This is a genomic window from Aeromonas sp. FDAARGOS 1419 (assembly GCF_019047045.1).
In the GTDB taxonomy this organism is placed as follows: domain Bacteria; phylum Pseudomonadota; class Gammaproteobacteria; order Enterobacterales; family Aeromonadaceae; genus Aeromonas; species Aeromonas veronii.
In genome coordinates, this window is record NZ_CP077209.1 from 2,529,102 (window position 1) to 2,548,211 (window position 19,110).

15 protein-coding genes are annotated in these 19,110 nt (G+C 57.1%); 8 read left to right on the top strand and 7 right to left on the bottom strand.

Features of this window, described 5'->3' with window-relative positions; translation table 11 throughout:
* The first annotated feature begins 2 nt into the window (after positions 1-2).
* The 8 genes from I6L49_RS11265 to I6L49_RS11300 are packed head-to-tail and all read left to right on the top strand — an operon-like array spanning position 3 to position 9,289.
* Complete coding sequence (locus I6L49_RS11265; protein ID WP_005358513.1) at positions 3-329, top strand: STAS domain-containing protein; 327 nt, start codon at positions 3-5, stop codon at positions 327-329.
* Positions 330-351: 22 nt separating this feature from the next.
* Complete coding sequence (locus I6L49_RS11270; protein WP_216949565.1) at positions 352-2,562, top strand: chemotaxis protein CheA; 2,211 nt, start codon at positions 352-354, stop codon at positions 2,560-2,562.
* 10 nt (positions 2,563-2,572) lie between these two features.
* Positions 2,573-4,498: a methyl-accepting chemotaxis protein gene (locus I6L49_RS11275; protein ID WP_216949566.1), complete on the top strand. Its 1,926-nt coding sequence runs from the start codon at positions 2,573-2,575 to the stop codon at positions 4,496-4,498.
* A gap of 12 nt (positions 4,499-4,510) precedes the next feature.
* A complete protein-coding gene (locus tag I6L49_RS11280; RefSeq protein WP_110303373.1) occupies positions 4,511-5,080 on the top strand; it encodes a chemotaxis protein CheW in 570 nt (189 codons plus the stop codon).
* A gap of 43 nt (positions 5,081-5,123) precedes the next feature.
* The gene (locus I6L49_RS11285) at positions 5,124-6,878 is read left to right on the top strand and encodes a methyl-accepting chemotaxis protein (protein ID WP_216949567.1); all 1,755 of its coding nucleotides are present in this window, start codon (positions 5,124-5,126) and stop codon (positions 6,876-6,878) included.
* A gap of 57 nt (positions 6,879-6,935) precedes the next feature.
* The gene (locus tag I6L49_RS11290; protein WP_040068586.1) at positions 6,936-7,739 is read left to right on the top strand and encodes a protein-glutamate O-methyltransferase CheR; all 804 of its coding nucleotides are present in this window, start codon (positions 6,936-6,938) and stop codon (positions 7,737-7,739) included.
* A 3-nt stretch (positions 7,740-7,742) separates the two neighbouring features.
* Positions 7,743-8,234, top strand: a complete 492-nt coding sequence (gene cheD, locus I6L49_RS11295) for a chemoreceptor glutamine deamidase CheD (protein WP_113739041.1) — start codon at positions 7,743-7,745, stop codon at positions 8,232-8,234.
* The gene (locus tag I6L49_RS11300; RefSeq protein ID WP_005338795.1) at positions 8,231-9,289 is read left to right on the top strand and encodes a chemotaxis response regulator protein-glutamate methylesterase; all 1,059 of its coding nucleotides are present in this window, start codon (positions 8,231-8,233) and stop codon (positions 9,287-9,289) included. The genes cheD and I6L49_RS11300 overlap by 4 nt, the downstream gene beginning before the upstream one ends.
* 99 nt (positions 9,290-9,388) lie before the next feature.
* On the opposite strand, the gene pnp is transcribed toward I6L49_RS11300, so the two are convergent.
* From pnp to nusA, 7 genes are all read right to left on the bottom strand, one after another.
* The gene (gene pnp, locus I6L49_RS11305) at positions 9,389-11,536 is read right to left on the bottom strand and encodes a polyribonucleotide nucleotidyltransferase (RefSeq protein WP_005338796.1); all 2,148 of its coding nucleotides are present in this window, start codon (positions 11,534-11,536) and stop codon (positions 9,389-9,391) included.
* Positions 11,537-11,698: 162 nt separating this feature from the next.
* A protein-coding gene (locus I6L49_RS11310) for an IS3 family transposase (RefSeq protein WP_216949568.1) occupies positions 11,699-12,918 on the bottom strand; the annotation gives its coding sequence in 2 pieces (ribosomal slippage) (positions 11,699-12,570 and positions 12,570-12,918; 1,221 coding nt in all).
* A 110-nt stretch (positions 12,919-13,028) separates the two neighbouring features.
* Positions 13,029-13,298 carry a 30S ribosomal protein S15 gene (gene rpsO / locus I6L49_RS11315; protein WP_005338797.1) on the bottom strand — a complete coding sequence of 90 codons (270 nt, stop codon included), beginning with the start codon at positions 13,296-13,298 and terminating at the stop codon, positions 13,029-13,031.
* 144 nt (positions 13,299-13,442) lie between these two features.
* On the bottom strand, positions 13,443-14,393 hold the full coding sequence (gene truB, locus I6L49_RS11320) for a tRNA pseudouridine(55) synthase TruB (RefSeq protein ID WP_005338798.1): 951 nt from the start codon (positions 14,391-14,393) through the stop codon (positions 13,443-13,445).
* A 1-nt stretch (position 14,394) separates the two neighbouring features.
* Positions 14,395-14,832 carry a 30S ribosome-binding factor RbfA gene (gene rbfA / locus I6L49_RS11325; RefSeq protein WP_005338799.1) on the bottom strand — a complete coding sequence of 146 codons (438 nt, stop codon included), beginning with the start codon at positions 14,830-14,832 and terminating at the stop codon, positions 14,395-14,397.
* Positions 14,833-14,887: 55 nt separating this feature from the next.
* Positions 14,888-17,581 (bottom strand): translation initiation factor IF-2, encoded by a 2,694-nt coding sequence (gene infB / locus I6L49_RS11330; protein WP_216949569.1) that lies wholly within the window; start codon positions 17,579-17,581, stop codon positions 14,888-14,890.
* A gap of 20 nt (positions 17,582-17,601) precedes the next feature.
* On the bottom strand, positions 17,602-19,104 hold the full coding sequence (gene nusA / locus I6L49_RS11335; protein WP_111899901.1) for a transcription termination factor NusA: 1,503 nt from the start codon (positions 19,102-19,104) through the stop codon (positions 17,602-17,604).
* Between the last annotated feature and the right edge of the window lie 6 nt (positions 19,105-19,110).

The following is a 19,110-nucleotide window of genomic DNA, read 5'->3' on the forward strand; positions in this document are numbered from 1 at the left end:
TCATGCAACTACAGAGTGAGCTACTCGACAACAAGGTAGTGGTGACCATGCCGGACGAGATCACCATTTATACAGTCAGCGAGCTGAAAGATGCTCTCTCGCCCTTATTGCATCAGGGGAACGAACTGGAGCTGAATCTGGCAGCTGTATCCGAGATAGACAGCGCCGGGCTGCAATTGCTGCTGGCAGCGAAGAAAACCGCTCTGCAGCAAGGATCCTCCCTGGCACTGGTCTGGCACAGCCATGTTGTGCTTGAACTGCTGGAGCTCTGCCAGCTCTCGGCCTTTTTTGGCGACCCCACCCTCATCACCCATGGCGAACGGCCCTGAGCCACCATGACAAGGAGTCACCGTGAGCATCGATCTTGATCAGGCTTTACAAACCTATATCGCCGAGGCACGCGAGTTGCTTGAAGAGATGGAGTCAGCCCTTCTATCACTGGAATCTGACCCTGACAATAGCGAGCTGATTGGAGCCATCTTCCGTGCTGCTCATACCATCAAGGGGTCGGCTGGCCTGTTTGGTCTGCAACCCATCGTCGGGTTTACCCATATCGTCGAGGATCTGCTAGACCAGATCCGCAATCAGCAGCTCACCGTCACCTCTCCTCTGATCAAGGATCTGCTGGAGAGCTGTGACCACATCCAGACGCTCATCAGTGTCGTTGCAGAACAGGGCAGCACGTTAAGCGATGGCGATGCCAACCAGGATGAACGGCTAAGGCTCGCTCTCACCCGTCATCAGTGCGTCCCCCATGCCACGCTGCCAAATACTGTACATACGCCGGAACCTAAGATCGAAAAAGAGGGAGGAATTACCAGCTCCGCCTCCCTGTGGCATATCTCCCTGCGTTTTGGCCCCGATGTGCTGCGTAATGGCATGGATCCGGCCGCATTTCTGCGCTATCTCGGCACCCTCGGAACCATATGTTCAGTGGAGACCATCCATCAGGCACTACCGGATTGGGAACAGTTCGATCCGGAGAATTGCTACCTCGGCTACGAGATAGACTTCGACTCGCAGGCAGACAAGACGGCCATCAGCGATGTCTTTGAATTTGTCAGAGATGACTGTCAGATCACCATCTTGCCGCCCCACAGCAAGATCGCCGAGTTCATCAACCTGATCGAGTCGCTACCGGAAGATAGCACCATGCTTGGGCAGTTGCTGGTCAACACCGGCGCCCTGACTGCAGAGGAGTTAGCAAGCGGTCTGCAGGCACAACAAGCGACCCCGGCAGAACAAGCGCCCAAACTAGGGGAGATCCTGATTGCGCAGGGTGCCGTAAACGAAGCCGTCGTCGATGCAGCCCTGAAAAAACAGAACCAGACCAAGGAGAGCAAGAGCAAAGAGGGCCGTTACGTCAGGGTGCATGCCGACAAGCTGGACGATCTGATCAATCTGGTCGGGGAGTTGGTAGTCGCCAGTTCAGGAGCCAATCTGCTGGCCCAACGCACCCGCGAAAGCCAGCTGCAGGAAGCCACCTCGGTCATTGCCATGCTGGTGGAAGAGATCCGCGACAGTGCACTGCGCCTGCGAATGGTGCCTATCGGCGATACCTTCAACCGCTTCCAGCGGGTGGTGCGCGATGTCAGTCAGGAACTGAACAAGGATATCACTCTGGTGATCTCCGGAGCCGAGACCGAACTGGACAAGTCGGTGGTAGAGAAGATCGGCGATCCGCTGATGCATCTGGTCAGAAACTCGATGGATCATGGCATTGAATCGGCAGAGCAACGGCTGCTGGCAGGAAAACCCCCCCGTGGCACCCTGAATCTCAATGCCTATCACGACTCCAACAGTATCGTCATCGAAATTCGGGATGACGGTGCAGGTCTCAACAAAGCCAGGATCCAGCAAAAAGCCATCGAGCGCGGTCTGATCAACCCAACCACCACGCTGACGGATCAGGAGATATACAACCTGATCTTCGAGCCGGGGTTCTCTACCGCCGAGGCGATAACCAACCTCTCCGGTCGCGGGGTTGGCATGGATGTCGTCAAACGCAACATCACTGCCCTGCGCGGCACGGTCGATCTGGACAGCATCCCGGGAAAAGGAACCCGTGTGCAGATCCGCCTGCCGCTTACCCTTGCCATCATCGACGGCTTCCTGGTGCGAGTCTGCGACACCCACTACGTCATTCCCCTCGATATGGTGATCGAGTGCGTTGAATTGACCCAGAGTGCACTGTCCGACACCCAGGGTCGCAATTACATCAATTTGCGTGGCGAGGTGCTGCCCTTTATCCGCCTGCAACACTACTTCGATACCAATGGCAGCAAAGGGAGGCGCGAGAACATTGTCGTGGTCAGCCATGCAGGCAAAAAATCCGGACTGGTGGTGGATGAACTGCTGGGAGAATTCCAGACCGTCATCAAACCGTTGGGGAAATTGTTCCAGCGCCTGCAGGGCATCAGTGGTTCAACCATTCTGGGGGGGGGAGAGGTCGCCCTGATCCTCGACATTCCTTCGCTGATCCAGCACGCAATCACTCAGGAATCCTGTCAGCTCAACAGGTTGACAGTGTCGCGCAACCTGCCTCAATCCAGCATCAACTGAGGGGACCATCATGTTAAAAAATTCCACCATCAAATTGCGTCTTATTGTACTGCTCTGCATGCTCTGCCTGCTGCTGCTGGCCGTTGGCAGCCTCGGGTTATACAACATGCAGAGCAGCAATACCGGGTTGCAGCGCGTTTACAACGACAGGGTGGTTCCCCTCAAGCAGCTGAAGACTATCTCCGACAGCTATGCCGTCTCGATCATCGACAACCTCAACAAGGCCAATGCGGGGCTGATCCCGGCAGAAGAGGCTTTGAAGCAGATACAACAGGCCCAGCAGACAATCAAAAACGAGTGGCATCACTACCAGTCCACCACTCTCACACCGGATGAACAGCGTTTGTCAGCCGAGGCGACAACCCTGTTCAACGCGGCTGATACCGATATTGGCAAGCTGGAGAAATACCTCACCACCCAGCACGGCATGATTACTGGCATGCTGAACAATTTTGACGGTGCCCTCTATGGCTCCATCGACCCGATAGGCAACAAAATCACCGAGCTGGTCAACCTGCAGCTCAATGTGGCCAAGTCGGAATATACCGCAGCGCAATCCTGGTATGACGTGATGCTGATAACCATGGCGGTGGTTATCGCGGTCGGCATCGCACTCGCAGCCTGGTTTGGCACCCTGCTGATCCAAAGCATCGTCACCCCTATCGAACAGGCTCTGCGCGTGGCCAATAGTCTGGCCGATGGCAATCTGGATGTATCGATCCAGATAGACTCCAACGATGAAGCGGGTCAGCTCTTGATGGCGATGAATAACATGGTCAAGAAACTGGGGGCCTTGATCACGGATATCGAGACGCTGGTCACCGCCGCTGTCGAACAGGGCGACTTCAGCCACAAGATTGCGCTGGAGGATCGTCAGGGCTACATCAAGCGGGTATCAGAGCTGCTGAATCGCCTCTCCCATGTGACAGATACCAGCCTGGAAGATGTGATGCGCATCGCCACCGCGCTCTCCAAGGGTGATCTGACCCAACGGATCGATGAGCCCTACCCAGGTATTTTCGGCCAGACCAAAGACGGCCTCAACCGGACCATCACTGCGCTGACCAATATCATCGAAGAGGTACGCAACGCCGCCGACAACCTGACCAATGCCTCCAATCAGGTGAGCAACACGGCGCAGGCATTGAGCCAAGCCACCAGCGAGCAAGCGGCCAGCGTTGAAGAGACCAGCGCCTCTATCGAGCAGATGAGCGCCAGCATCAATCAGAACACCGAGAACGCCAAGATCACCGACAGCATGGCCAGCAACTCGGTGTTGGAGGCCACCGAAGGGGGCCAATCCGTTCAACAGACGGTGACCGCCATGCAGCAAATCGCCAAGAAAGTCAGCATCATCGACGACATTGCCTACCAGACCAACCTGCTTGCCCTCAACGCCGCCATCGAGGCGGCTCGCGCCGGAGAGCATGGCAAAGGCTTCGCGGTGGTTGCTGCCGAGGTGAGAAAACTGGCAGAACGCAGCCAGATCGCTGCGCAGGAGATTGGCGAGCTCTCCTCCGACAGCGTCAGCAAGGCAGAGAGGGCTGGCAACCTGCTGGAAAGGATCGTCCCCTCCATTCGCAAAACCTCTGATCTGGTACAAGAGATCAATGCCGCCTCAGGTGAACAGGCCAGCGCAGCCAACCAGATTAGTCTGGCCATGAACCAGCTTAATCAAGTGACACAGCAGAATGCGGCCAGTAGCGAGGAGCTGGCGGCCACGGCCGAAGAGATGAGCTCGCAAGCCAGCGAACTGCAGCAAACCATGGCCTTTTTTGCTCTGGAGAAAAGTGCGCAGCTCAACACCAGGCCCAATGAAACCGGCCACAAGGGCATGCCTCCCAGAGGCAGTTTCATCGCCCCCCCACAAAGGGCCAGCCAGCCCAATCAACCATCATCCCATTCCATTGATGACGCGGATTTTGTCCGCTTTTAACCGGAGGCGACCATGCATACATCCACCGACATCACGGTGCCATCAGCGGCCGCTGACGAGAGCAGTGGCGATGCCCAGTACCTGACATTTCTGATCAACAACGAGATGTTCGCCATCAATATTCTGGGGGTCAAAGAGATCATCGAATACGGCAATATCACTCCGGTTCCGATGATGCCGGGTTTTATTCGCGGCGTAATCAACCTCAGAGGAGCGGTAGTGTCGGTCGTAGACTTGAATGCCCGCTTTGGCAATGCACCTTCGGTCATCACTCGCCGCAGTTGCATCGTCATTATTGAGGGGGTGGCCCCGCAGGGCGATGAACCTCTAGGTCAGGATATTGGCGTTGTGGTGGATTCCGTATCGGAAGTACTGGGTATCCCACAAGCAGATATCGAGCCCCCACCCAGTTTTGGTGCCCGCATCCGGGCCGATTTCATCAGCGGCATGGGCAAGGTCAACGGCAAATTCGTCATCCTCATCGATACCGGGAAAGTGTTGTCACTCGATGAGATGGCTCAACTCAACGAACTGGCCCAGCCACAGGCAAGGTTGCCACAAGGCAACCTGCAACCCTCCTGAACAGGCCTCCATACTCCACGACATGCAGCATAAGGAAACGCTCATGACCCAATCACTCTTAGGAAAACTCTTCGGAGACAATGCCACCGAAGTGAGGCAGCGGACCCAGTTACTCGACGCAATCGGCCAGCTGCAACATGCAGTCCTGGCAGAGCAGGTTCCAGCACCACTCGATCTTTCCGGTATGGACAGTCCCTTGCGTGAAGTAGGACATGCCATCAACGAGGTGGTCACCTTGCTCAGCGACAAGCTGGAACAGAGCCGCAACGACATTAAAAAGAATCAGATGTTGCTCCATGAAAACCAGCTGGTTCGCAAAGCCCTCGACTGCGCCAGCACCAACGTGATGATTGCCGATACCAACCTCGACATTATCTATATGAACGAGGCTGTGACCGGCATGCTCAATCAGGCTGAGACCGACATCAAGAAAGAGCTCTACAGCTTCAACGCCAATCAGCTGATGGGCGCCAACATCGACAGCTTTCATAAAAATCCCGGCCATCAGCGCGCCATGTTGGCCAAACTCAACAGCACCTACCGCACCCAGATACAGCTGGGGGGGCGCACCTTCTCCCTGATCGCCAATCCGGTCTTCAACGATACCGGAGAACGGTTGGGATCCGTGGTCGAATGGGCCGACAGAACCAAGGAGGTAATGATAGAGAAAGAGATGTCCGACATTGTGCAGGCCGTGATCAATGGCGAGCTGCACCGCAGGATGGAACTTGCTGGCAAGAGCGGCTTCTTTCAGGCGATGGGAGAAGGGATCAATCAAATTGCCGACGTGATCGACAGTACCCTCAACGATGTCATCCGGATCGTGCAATGTCTGGCAAAAGGGGATCTGACCCAGCAGATTGAGGCGGACTACCCCGGCGTGTTTGGCACCACCAAGGATGCGCTCAATACAACCATCGCCTCCTTGACCAAGATTGTTACCGAAGTACGCGGCGCCTCTGACAACCTCTCCAGTGCCGCCGAGCAGGTAAGCGCGACAGCCCAGTCGATCAGCCAATCCAGCAGTGAACAGGCCTCCAGCATGGAGGAGACCAGCGCCTCCATCGAGCAGATGAGCGCCAGCATCAACCAGAATACCGACAATGCCCAGGTCACCGATGGCATGGCCAGCAAGGCAGCCAAAGAAGCCGTAGAGGGAGGAGAAGCGGTCAAACTGACTGTGGATGCCATGAAGCAGATCGCCAGACGGATTGGCATCATCGATGACATCGCCTACCAGACCAACCTGCTGGCACTCAACGCAGCTATCGAAGCGGCGCGGGCAGGCGATCACGGCAAAGGCTTTGCCGTAGTGGCGGCGGAGGTGCGCAAACTGGCCGAACGCAGCCAGGTTGCAGCCCAGGAGATTGGCGAGCTGGCCTCCAGCAGTGTCGAGATGGCGGAAAAAGCCGGTCGTTTGCTGGATCAGATGGTTCCTTCCATCAACAAGACCTCGGATCTGGTGCAGGAGATCAGTGCCGCATCTAATGAGCAGTCTACCGGCGTTAGCCAGATCAACCTTGCGATGAGCCAGCTGAGTCAGGTTACCCAGCAGAACGCTTCTTGTAGCGAAGAGCTGGCTGCCACAGCAGAAGAGATGAGCAGCCAGGCTGAACAGCTGCAACTGGCCATGGAGTTCTTTACCCTGGAGGCCCACGCCAAAGAAGGTAAAGCAGCCACCTCGCATCTTCACCCCAATACCCGAGGTCGCTTTATGAACGAGAGCAATGCCAACAGTCGGGAACGAGCCGCCACCGTCCAACGCCCCATCGGCGATGGCGATTTTGTCCGGTTCTAGTCACGGGAGAGGCGTTGCCTCTCCCATCTCCGACAACACAGGTAGAGGGACGGCTTTTTGTATCAAACCCAGCTGCATGATGATGAGTTCTCCCGTTTCCAACGCTGGCTTCATCAAACGGCGGGGATAGAGCTGTCTCCTGCCAAGAAGGCGCTGGTGGCCAGCCGCCTGGCGAAACGCCTCTGCCACTATGAGCTGGATAGTTATGACGACTATTTCCAGCTCATCATGAACGATCGCAGCAGCGAACTGCAGCTGGCGCTTGATCTCCTTACCACCAACGAAACCTACTTTTTCAGGGAGCCCAAACACTTCGAGTTTCTGACGCGGGAGATAGTCTCAGCGCTCCCGCCCGAGCAACCACTGCGGGTCTGGAGCGCTGCCAGCTCATCCGGCGAGGAGCCCTACAGTCTGGCCATGACCCTCGCGGAAAAACGCAGTACCTTCAACTGGGAGATCCTAGCCTCCGATATCTCGTCCCGGGTGCTGGAACAGGCGATGAGCGGGCGCTACCCCATCGAGCGGGCGCAAAATATTCCACTGCCCTTTTTGATGAAATATTGTCTCAAGGGTGTGGGCTTGCAGGAGGGCATCTTCATCATCGATCGCAAGTTGCGAGACAAGGTGCAGTTCATGCAGATCAACCTCAATCAGGATCTGCCGGACATCGGCATGTTTGACGTCATCTTTATCAGAAACGTGATGATCTACTTCAACAAGGAGACCAAAGGGCAAGTATTGCAGCGGCTGGTACCCAGACTCAAACCCGGTGGCTACCTGCTGGTGAGCCACGCAGAGAGCCTGCATGGCCTGCACCACGGCCTGCAGCTTGTCTCTCCTTCCATCTATCAGAAGAGATAAGTCATGGCACGGGAGGTGATCCTGCAACCGGGAGAGCTCTTTTTTGGCAAGGAGGATGTGGTGGTCCGAACCGTACTGGGCTCCTGTATTGCCATCACCTTGTGGCATCCGGAGCAGAAACAGGGAGGAATGTGTCACTACATGCTGCCAAGTCGGCGCAATCCCTCTGCCAAGCTGGATGGGCGCTATGCCGATGAGGCCCTCGCCTTGTTGCTGCAAGCGGCCAGTCACTATCCCGCCCCTATCCATGAATATGAGGCCAAGTTGTTCGGGGGGGGCAACATGTTTACCGAGCCTCAATACGCACAGAGCGACAACAATGTCGCCACCAAAAATATTCAGGCAGCCTGGCAGCTGACCCGACACCTTGGCCTTGATATCAAGGCTCATCATCTTGGCCATAGCGGCCACCGAAGCTTGCTCTTTGAGCTCAGCAACGGCAGTGTCTGGCTCCGCCATCATCGTCTGCCACATCAACGGGAGTCGCGAGAATGAAGCAGATCCGGGTCATGCTGGTGGATGATTCCGCCGTGGTCAGACAGGTATTGCAAGCGGTGCTGGAGCAGGAGCCTGATATCCGGGTGATAGCCACAGCATCGGACCCCCTGTTTGCCCAGGAAAAACTGAAGAAAGAGTGGCCTGACGTCATCGTGCTCGATGTGGAGATGCCCCGTATGGATGGCATCACCTTTCTCACCAAGATCATGGCAGAGCATCCAACCCCGGTGGTGATCTGCTCCTCCCTCACCGAAAAGGGAGCCGAGACCACCTTGCAGGCAATGGCTGCCGGCGCGGTGGACATCATCACCAAACCGACCATGGGGATAAAAAGCTTTCTGCAAGAATCTGCCCACGACCTGGCCATGGCGGTACGTGCCGCGGCCCAGGCCAACCTCAAGCGCGTGGGCAAGCCCTCCTCTGTACCAGTCAGCACCAAACTCAACGCGGATGCCATGCTAGCGCCCAACCAGCACGCCATGGCACAAACCACCGAGCGGCTCATCGCCATCGGCACCTCGACCGGCGGTACCCAAGCGCTGGAAGCCGTGCTGACTGCCTTGCCCCGTGTCAGCCCTGGCATTGTCATCGTGCAGCACATGCCGGAGAAATTTACCGCCATGTTTGCAGAACGCCTGAACGGGGTCTGCCAGATAGAAGTGCGGGAGGCGAGGAACAATGACCGGGTGATCCCGGGGCTGGCGCTGATTGCCCCCGGCGGCAAGCATATGCTGCTCAAACGCAGCGGTGCCTACTATCACGTTGAGGTGGTCGACGGGCCGCTTATCAACCGCCATCGCCCTTCGGTGGATGTGCTGTTTCGCTCCGTCGCCAAATATGCCGGCAAGAATGCCACCGGCATCATCATGACCGGCATGGGGGATGACGGTGCCCGGGGATTGCGCGAGATGCTGGATGCGGGTGCCAACACCTATGCCCAGGATGAGGCCTCCTGCGTGGTCTTCGGCATGCCCAAAGAGGCGATCAAGCTGGGAGCAGCCCGCCATGTGCTCCCCTTGCAAGAGATGCAGTACGCCATCCTCGGCAAGTAATCCCTTATCGCGCGTTTTGCCCATAAAAAAGTCCGGCTCCCATTGGGAAGCCGGACTTTTTACATCAACCGGGAACCAATCCGGTATCAGGCGAGCAGATTACTCTGCAGCAGGCGCTTCTTCAGCGGCCGGAGCGGCGTCAGCAGCAGGTGCAGCGGCTTCGGTCGGGGCGTTCGCTTCCTTGATGGAGAGACGTACACGGCCCTGACGATCCACTTCCAGTACCTTCACCTTGACCACGTCACCGATGGTCAGGTGGTCAGCCACGTTCTGCACGCGAGCATCGGTGATCTGGGAGATGTGTACCAGACCATCTTTGCCCGGCAGAATGTTGACGAATGCACCGAAATCGGCCAGACGAACAACTTTACCTTCATAGATGCGGTTCACTTCGATCTCGGCGGTGATAGCCTCGATGCGACGGATCGCTTCCATGGCGGCTTCGTTGGCCACGGCGGAGATACGTACAGTACCGTCATCATCCAGCTCGATGTTAGTGCCGGTCTCTTCGGTCAGCGCACGGATCACGGAACCACCCTTACCGATCACGTCCTTGATCTTCTCAGGATTGATCTTGATGGTGTGGATACGCGGTGCGAAATCGGAGATCTGGGCACGGGGAGCCTGGATAGCTTCATCCATCACTTTCAGGATGTGCAGACGAGCGCCACGAGCTTGCTTCAGCGCAATCTCCATGATCTCTTTGGTGATGCCTTCGATCTTGATGTCCATCTGCAGCGCGGTCACACCTTCGGTGGTACCGGCTACTTTGAAGTCCATATCGCCCAGATGATCTTCGTCACCCAGAATGTCGGACAGCACGACGAAACCTTCTTCTTCCTTCACCAGGCCCATGGCGATACCGGCCACGGAGGCCTTGATCGGCACACCGGCATCCATCAGCGCCAGAGAGGAACCACAGACAGACGCCATGGAGGAGGAGCCGTTGGATTCGGTGATTTCAGAGACCACGCGCACCACGTACGGGAACTCGGCGGCGCTCGGCATCACAGCAGCAACGCCGCGCTTGGCCAGACGGCCGTGACCGATTTCACGACGCTTCGGGCTACCCATCATGCCGGTCTCACCGACGCAGTATGGCGGGAAGTTGTAGTGCAGCATGAAGCGATCGGCACGGTTGCCGGTCAGCTCGTCGATGTTCTGGGCGTCACGCTCGGTACCCAGAGTGGCGACCACGATGGCCTGAGTTTCACCACGGGTGAACAGGGCAGAGCCGTGAGCACGGGGCAGAATACCGGTACCTACGCTCAGGGCGCGGATCATTTCCGGATCGCGACCATCGATACGCGGCTCACCACGTACTACGCGACCACGAACGATGCGGCTTTCCAGGCTGTGGAACTCTTCGCCGATCTTCTTGGCATCTTCTTCCACGCCGGAAGCGATAACTTGCTCAACCACACGACCCTTGATGGCCGCGATGGTTTCGTAACGAACAGCCTTCTCGGTGATGCGGTAGGCTTCACCCAGTTCGGCGCTCGCCAGCTCGGCAACCTTGGCTTTCAGCGCTTCGTTGACGGCAGGCGGAGTCCAGTCCCACGGCTTGGTGCCGACGGCAGCGGCAAACTCGTTGATCGCATTGATCACGGTCTGCATCTGCTCGTGACCGTATACCACGGCGCCCAGCATCACTTCTTCGGAAAGGATGGCCGCTTCGGACTCAACCATCAGTACGGCATTGGCAGTACCGGCAACCACCAGATCCAGATCGCTCTGCGGCAGTTCGGTGGTGGTCGGGTTCAGCACATACTGACCGTTCATGTAACCCACGCGAGCAGCACCGATCGGGCCGCCAAACGGGATACCGGAGATGGCCAGTGCAGCAGAGGCACCGATCATGGCAACGATGTCGGGGGATACGGCCGGATTCACGGACATTACGGTCGCAACGACCTGAACCTCATTGAGGAAGCCTTCCGGGAACAGCGGACGAATAGGACGGTCGATCAGACGGGAGATGAGGGTCTCGCCTTCGCTCGGACGGCCTTCACGACGGAAGAAACCACCCGGGATACGACCAGCAGCATAGGTACGCTCCTGGTAGTTGACGGTCAGCGGGAAGAAATCACGGCCGTGATCGGCCTCTTTCTTGCCGACTACGGTCACAAATACGCAGGTATCGTCCATGCTGACCATAACGGCCGCAGTGGCTTGACGGGCCATCACACCGGTTTCCAGAGTGACGGTGTGTTGACCGTACTGGAATGACTTTACAATAGGATTCACGTGAATTTCCTTTTTACAATTTGGCTCTTTAAATTCGCGCACAAGTATACTTGATTCGATGCAAAAGGTAAGCGGCGACGCGAATTCTGTGAGGCAGGCAACGGCTTGAAGAGTGTCTAGTCCTGAAATAGGTTTACACATTTTCAACTAGCATTTCTCTACTCAGAACCCCCTATGTACCGCATCGGGGGTTCTGTATTTCAACGCATGATGTGGCCGCTCCGCGTTGTAAATATCCACCGCCTCACTCACCATTTCCCGCGCTTGCGTCAAATCCTGCGGGCTTTGCAACAATAACTCTCCTTTCAAAATCCCGTTCACCCGCTCCGCCAACGCATTCTGGTAACAGTCATACCCATCCGTCATCGAGCATTTCACCCCGTACCGTTCATGTAATGACTGATACAGTCCCGAGCAATACTGCACGCCGCGGTCTGAGTGATGGATGAGTTCACCGTCGCCACGCCGTTGCTTCAGTGCTTTCTTGAACGCCATCGCCACCGACTCCGCGTGCATCCCTTCGTGCACGTGATGGCCCACTATCTTGCGTGAGTAGGCATCCGTCATCAGGCTCAGGTACAGCGGCCCGCTCCTGGCTGGCAGATAGGTGATATCTGCGACCCAGACCTGCTCCGGGGCCACCGGAGTGACCTGCTCTTGCCCCGCCTTGAGCAAGTTGGGATGACGGTAGAAACGGTGAAAACTGTGGGTGGTCTTGTGATACGCACGCCTGGGCAGCACCAGCAGGCGGTGCTCGGTCAATATCCGAAACAGCCTGTCCCGCCCGACCTTGAGCCCGTCATCATCCTGACCCTGCAGCAGATAATGCAGCTTGCGGGTGCCGACCCGCGGTTGTCGCAGTCGAACCTGACGCACGAAGCGCACCACCTGCAATCCCTGTGCATGGCGCTCGTCGGCGACCCGATTGCGCTTGTAGTAAGCCTGCCGGCTTATCCCCAGAAACAGGCAAGCCCTGACGATGGTCAGCTTCTCGACTTGCCGCTGCGAGAGGACTTGCCGGGTCGCTTTTTTACGATGGAGACGCCGTAGTCATTCTTCAGTACATCGACGACGGCCTCAAAGAACTGGGCCTTCTGACTCATCAGCGCCAGCTGCTGCTCGAGTTCCTTGATACGCTGTTCGGGCGTCTGGTTGTCGGGGTCAGGCATGGTTATGCTCCTGCCGGCACGCACAGAAGCCCCCTGGCTCCAATCTTGCCGACCATGTTTACGCAACCATACCAGAACGGTGGAGCGGCCCTGAATGCCATAACGCACCTGAGCCTGTTTGTAGGTGAGCTCGCCTTTTTCAATCTGCTCGACCAGTGCCAGTTTAAAAGTCAGCGAGTAATCGCGTTGTGTCCGTTTCACACCTTGTCCCATCGGGTTCTCCATTTATTGGGGGGAAAGGTGTAAACCATATTCAGGACGGGACAGAGCAATAAAAAAGGGGAACCTGACGGTTCCCCTTTTTCGCGAAATCTGATGGTCGATTAACGACGCAGACCCAGCTTGGCGATCAGAGCAGCATAACGCTCGGAATCTTTACGCTTCAGGTAGTCCAGCAGCTTACGACGCTGGGAAACCATGCGCAGCAGACCGCGACGACCGTGGTGGTCCTTGGAGTGCTCTTTGAAGTGACCTTGCAGATGGTTGATCTGGGCAGTCAGCAGGGCAACTTGCACTTCGGGGGAACCGGTGTCGTTGGCGCAACGAGCGTTGTCAGCAACGATTTGAGCTTTGATCTCAGCATTTAGAGACATGGTAATACTCCAGTAGAGTGTTTAAAGGTTCACAGCCAATCTCTAATTCAGCCGTGAAATGAGGGCGGTATCATAATCGTCCCCGCCCCTTTTCGCAACGATAAAGAGGCGAAACGGGAAAGACGTGCTGATACCGCCTGAGGATCACTCCTCGTCGTGATAACGCACCAGTCGCTTGGGAGCGACGCGGCCATCATCATCAATTTCGCCAACCCCGATGAACTCGCGCTCCGGGCCGACCGTCATGCGAACCTGACCGCTTTGCGGCGCACCCGCCACCTGCACGGCCTGGCCCTGATTCACATAGGCAGCCACAACCGCCAGCATGTTCACCTCGGGCAAGCTTGCTACGGCGGTGTCCATCGGCAGCAACAAAGGATCCAGCTGCTCGCGCGGCGGGATGCTCTCGGCCTTGGCCTGCTCGAAGATGCACTCGAGTTGCTCCAGAGTCAGCATCCGCTCGTACGGATAGCTGGCCACCTGGGTACGACGCAACTGGGTCACGTGGGCGCCACAACCCAGCACTTCACCCAGATCATCCACCAGAGAGCGGATGTAGGTGCCCTTGCTGCAGTGCACTTCAAGGCGCACCTCATCACCTTCAAAGCTCAGCAGTTTGAGCTCGAATACGGTGATGGGACGGGCTTCACGCTCGATTTCGATGCCTTCGCGGGCATATTCGTAGAGCGGACGGCCGTTGTGCTTGAGCGCGGAGTACATGGAGGGCACCTGCATGATAGGGCCGCGGAACTGGTCCAGCGCCTCGATCAGGGTACCGACAGCCACGTTCACCGGACGGGTGGAGACCACCTCACCATCGGAGTCGCTGGTGTTGGTGCGCTCGCCCAGTTTGGCGGTCACCTCATAGCGTTTGTCCGCTTCCAGCAGATACTGGGAGAACTTGGTGGCCTCGCCGAGGCAGATCGGCAGCATGCCGGTCGCCAGCGGATCCAGTGCACCGGTGTGACCGGCCTTGGCGGCGTTGTAGATGCGCTTGACCTTCTGCAACACATCGTTGGAGGTCAGGCCGGTCGGCTTGTCCAGCAGCAGAATGCCGTGCACATCACGGCCCTTGAAACGACGTCTTCGGGTCATCTCAGGCTTTATCCTCAGTCGTGTCATCCGGTGCGGATTCAGCTTCTTCGTCACGGCCGGATTCGGCCATGCGACGCTTGTCTTCACGCACAGTGTTGGTCACCAGGTTGGAGAGACGCATCCCCTCGACCAGGGTCTGGTCGTAGTAGAAACGCAGCTCTGGCACCACGCGCAGACGCATGGCACTGCCCAGCAGACTACGGATATATCCGGCTGCTTCGGTCAGACCCTGCAAGCCTTCCTTGATGCGCTCGGCATCATTTTCCAGCTGCAAGAAGGTGACGTAAATCTTGGCATAGTTGAGGTCACGGGACACTTCCACATCGGAAACGGTCACCATGCCGATGCGCGGGTCTTTCACCTCGCGCTGCAGGATCAGCGCGATTTCACGCTGGATCTGCTGTCCGACCCGACGGGTCCGGCTGAATTCTCTGGCCATATTCTATCCTGCGATAAAAGGGGGCCGCGGCCCCCTATTTTGTCTGACTCTCGGCTTACAGAGTCCGTTGGATTTCAACAGTCTCGTAAACTTCGATCTGGTCGCCTTCGCGCACGTCGTTGTAGTTCTTGACCGCGATACCACACTCGTAGCCGTTACGAACTTCGTTGACGTCATCCTTGAAGCGGCGCAGGGATTCCAGCTCGCCTTCATAGATAACCACGTTGTCACGCAGAACACGGATACGGTTGGAACGCTTGACCACACCTTCGGTGACCATACAGCCGGCAACGGCGCCGAACTTCGGAGACTTGAAGACGCTACGCACTTCAGCCAGACCGATGATCTCCTGACGATACTCAGGGGCCAGCTTGCCGCTCATGGCCTGCTTCACTTCGTCGATCAGGTCATAGATGACGGAGTAGTAACGCAGATCCAGGCTCTCGGATTCGATGACCTTGCGCGCAGATGCGTCGGCACGGACGTTGAAACCAACCAGGATGGCGCTGGAAGCAGCAGCCAGGGTCGCGTCGGTTTCGGTGATACCACCTACGCCGGAACCCACGATCTTCACCTTCACTTCGTCGGTGGAGAGTTTGACCAGCGCATCGCAGATCGCTTCCACAGAACCTTGTACGTCGGCCTTGATCACCACGTTCACTTCGGACACTTCGCCCTCGGTCATGTTGGCGAACATGTTTTCCAGCTTGGCCTTCTGCTGGCGAGCCAGCTTGACTTCGCGGAACTTGCCCTGACGATAGAGCGCCACTTCACGGGCTTTCTTCTCGTCACGGACAACGGTGGCTTCGTCACCGGCAGAGGGAACGCCGGACAGACCCAGGATTTCCACCGGCAGGGACGGACCCGCTTCCTTGATCTCGCGACCCAGTTCGTCACGCATGGCGCGAACACGGCCGTACTCGAGACCACACAGAACGATGTCGCCCTGACGCAGAGTACCTTCTTGTACCAGTACGGTAGCAACCGGACCACGACCTTTATCCAGGAAGGATTCGATCACGACGCCATTGGCCATGCCGTCAACCACCGCTTTCAGCTCCAGTACTTCAGCCTGGATCAGGATGGCTTCCAGCAGGTCGTCGATGCCTTCGCCAGACTTGGCGGATACGTGCACGAACTGGCAGTCTCCACCCCAATCTTCGGACATGACGTTGTAACGGGCCAGTTCGGTCTTGACGCGATCCGGATCCGCTTCAGGCTTGTCGATCTTGTTGACCGCAACAACCAGCGGTACACCGGCAGCCTTGGCGTGCTGGATAGCTTCGATGGTTTGCGGCATCACGCCGTCGTCAGCTGCAACAACCAGAACAACGATATCGGTCGCCTTGGCACCACGAGCACGCATGGAGGTAAACGCCGCGTGACCCGGGGTATCCAGGAAGGTGATCATGCCACTGTCAGTCTGGACGTGGTAAGCACCGATATGCTGGGTAATACCACCGGCTTCGCCAGCAGCAACCTTGGCTTTACGAATGTAGTCGAGCAGCGAGGTCTTACCGTGGTCAACGTGACCCATGATGGTAACGACCGGTGCGCGCGGCTTGGCTTCGGAGGTCTCGTCACGATCGGACAGTACCGCCTCTTCCAGCTCGTTCTCACGACGCAGCACAACCTTGTGACCCATCTCCTCGGCGACCAGCTGAGCGGTCTCCTGGTCGATCACCTGGTTGATAGTGGCCATGGCACCCATCTTCATCATCACCTTGATGACTTCAACGCCCTTGACGGCCATCTTGTTGGCCAGCTCGGCCACAGTGATGGTCTCGCCGATGACGACATCGCGGTTCACCACGGCAGCCGGCTTGTTGAAGCCGTGCTTCATGGCGTTCGGCATGGCGACCTTGCCGCGCTTGCCTTTACGGGCACGCGGGTTGCGAGAGTCACGATCATCTTCACGACGACCGGCTTTCTTCGGTGCCTTGGCAGCTGCGGCAGTGCGGCGGCTGGTCTCTTCTTTCCGATCCAACTCGTCTTCTGCGGCTTGCGCATGCTTGTTGGTGGTCAGATGGTAGTCGCTGCTCTCTTTGGCGCGAGCGGCCTCTTCTTCAGCCCAGCGGGCTGCGTTCTGTTCCGCCATGAGACGAGCCTCTTCGGCTTTCTTCGCGGCGAGTTCTTCAGCTTTTTTCAAAGCTGTTTGTTCCTGTTGGCGCTTCAGTTCTTCTGCTTCGCGCTTGGCCATCTTTTCTGCCTCTTGCTGAGCTGTGCTACTGGCTGCTTTGGCGGGCTGTGAAGCCTGTCGAGCCTTTGATTGTGCCTCGATCCGCGCCTTTTCCTCAGCTTCACGACGAGCCTGCTCAGCCTCACGGCGAGCCTTCTCTTCAGCTTCGAGGCGAGCCTTCTCTTCGGCCTCGCGACGAGCTTTTTCTTCTGCTTCCAAACGCGCTGTTTCCTCGGCTTCCGCCTGACGCTGTTCATCTTCCAGCGCCGAGCGTCTTACATAGGTGCGAGACTTGCGTACTTCTACCTGCACTTCCTTGTTCTTGCCGCCAGTCCCCTGAACACTGATGGTGCTCTTGGTCTTGCGCTGCAAGGTCATGCGGGCAGGAGCGACGACCTCGTCACCTCCATGCTGTTTCTTCAGGTGTGCCAGCAGAGCCTGTTTCTCAGACTCGCTGACCATGTCGTCGGCCTTGCTCTTGCTGATACCGGCATCGACAAACTGCTGGAGAAGACGATCAACCGGTGTGTCGATGTCAGTGGCAAGTTGTTTGACTGATACTTCTGCCATTCATTTTCCTCCGTTTGATCTTACTCGGACTGCTCTTCTCCGAACCAACAGATATTGCGAGCAGCCATAATGAGCTCACCTGCCTTCTCGGCAGTCAGCCCTTCAATATCAGCAAGGTCATCGATACCTTGCTCAGCCAAATCTTCCAGGGTGCCCACGCCACGGCCCGCCAGAGCGTAAGCCAGTTCGCGGCTCAGACCGTTCAGATTGAGCAGCTCTTCGGACGGCTCAACGCCATCGAAAGACTCTTCTTTGGCCAGTGCCTTGGTAGTCAGGGCATCTTTGGCGCGCTTGCGCAGCTCTTCGACCATGTCTTCATCCAGACCGTCGATAGCCAGCAGCTCGTTGACCGGTACAAAGGCGATCTCTTCCAGGGTTGAGAAGCCCTCTTCCATCAGCAGACCAGCGAAATCGTCGTCGATATCCAGGGTGCTGGTGAACAGGTTCATGATGCGGTCGTTTTCGGCCTGGTGCTTGGCACGCATGTCCTCAACGGTCATCACATTCAGCTCCCAACCGGTCAGCTGGGAGGCCAGACGCACGTTCTGACCATTGCGACCGATGGCCTGAGCCAGGTTGGCAGCTTCCACGGCGATATCCATGGTGTGGTTGTCTTCATCAACGATGATGGAGGCCACATCGGCAGGCGCCATGGCATTGATCACGTACTGGGCCGGGTTGTCATCGTACAGCACGATGTCGGCGCGCTCACCGCTCAGCTCTGCGGAGACAGCTTGCACACGGGCACCACGCATACCGATACAGGCACCGATCGGGTCGATACGACGATCGTTGGTCTTCACCGCGATCTTGGCGCGGGAACCTGGATCACGGGCAGCGCCCATGATTTCGATCATCTCTTCACCGATCTCCGGTACTTCGATACGGAACAGCTCTTTCAGGAAGTCCGGGCTGGAACGGCTGACAAACAGTTGGGAACCGCGGGCTTCCGGACGCACTGCATAGAGCAGGCCACGGACACGGTCGCCCGGGCGGAAGGTTTCACGCGGCAGCATGTCATCACGGAAGATCACGGCTTCAGCATTGCTGCCCAGATCCAGGATGATGTTGTCGCGGTTGCTCTTCTTGACCACACCACTGATGATGGTGCCTTCTTTATCTTTAAACTGATCAACTACTTGTGAACGCTCGGCTTCGCGCACTTTCTGCACGATAACCTGCTTGGCGGTCTGGGTAGTGATACGGTCGAAGGTCACAGAGTCGATCTGGTCTTCAACATACTCACCGATCTGGATATCCGGCTGATCGATCTGCGCCGCTTCCAGGGTGATTTCAGCATAGGGGTTCTCCATTGCGGCTTGATCCGCAATGACTACCCAGCGGCGATAAGTGTCGTAGTCACCGGTCTTGCGATCGATTTCGACCCGAACTTCAATCTCGCCTTCATATTTCTTCTTGGTCGCAGTCGCCAGCGCGGTTTCCAGAGCCTGGAAGATCTTCTCGCGGGGTACCGCTTTCTCGTTGGATACTGCGTCAACGACCAGCAAAATCTCTTTATTCATATCCGA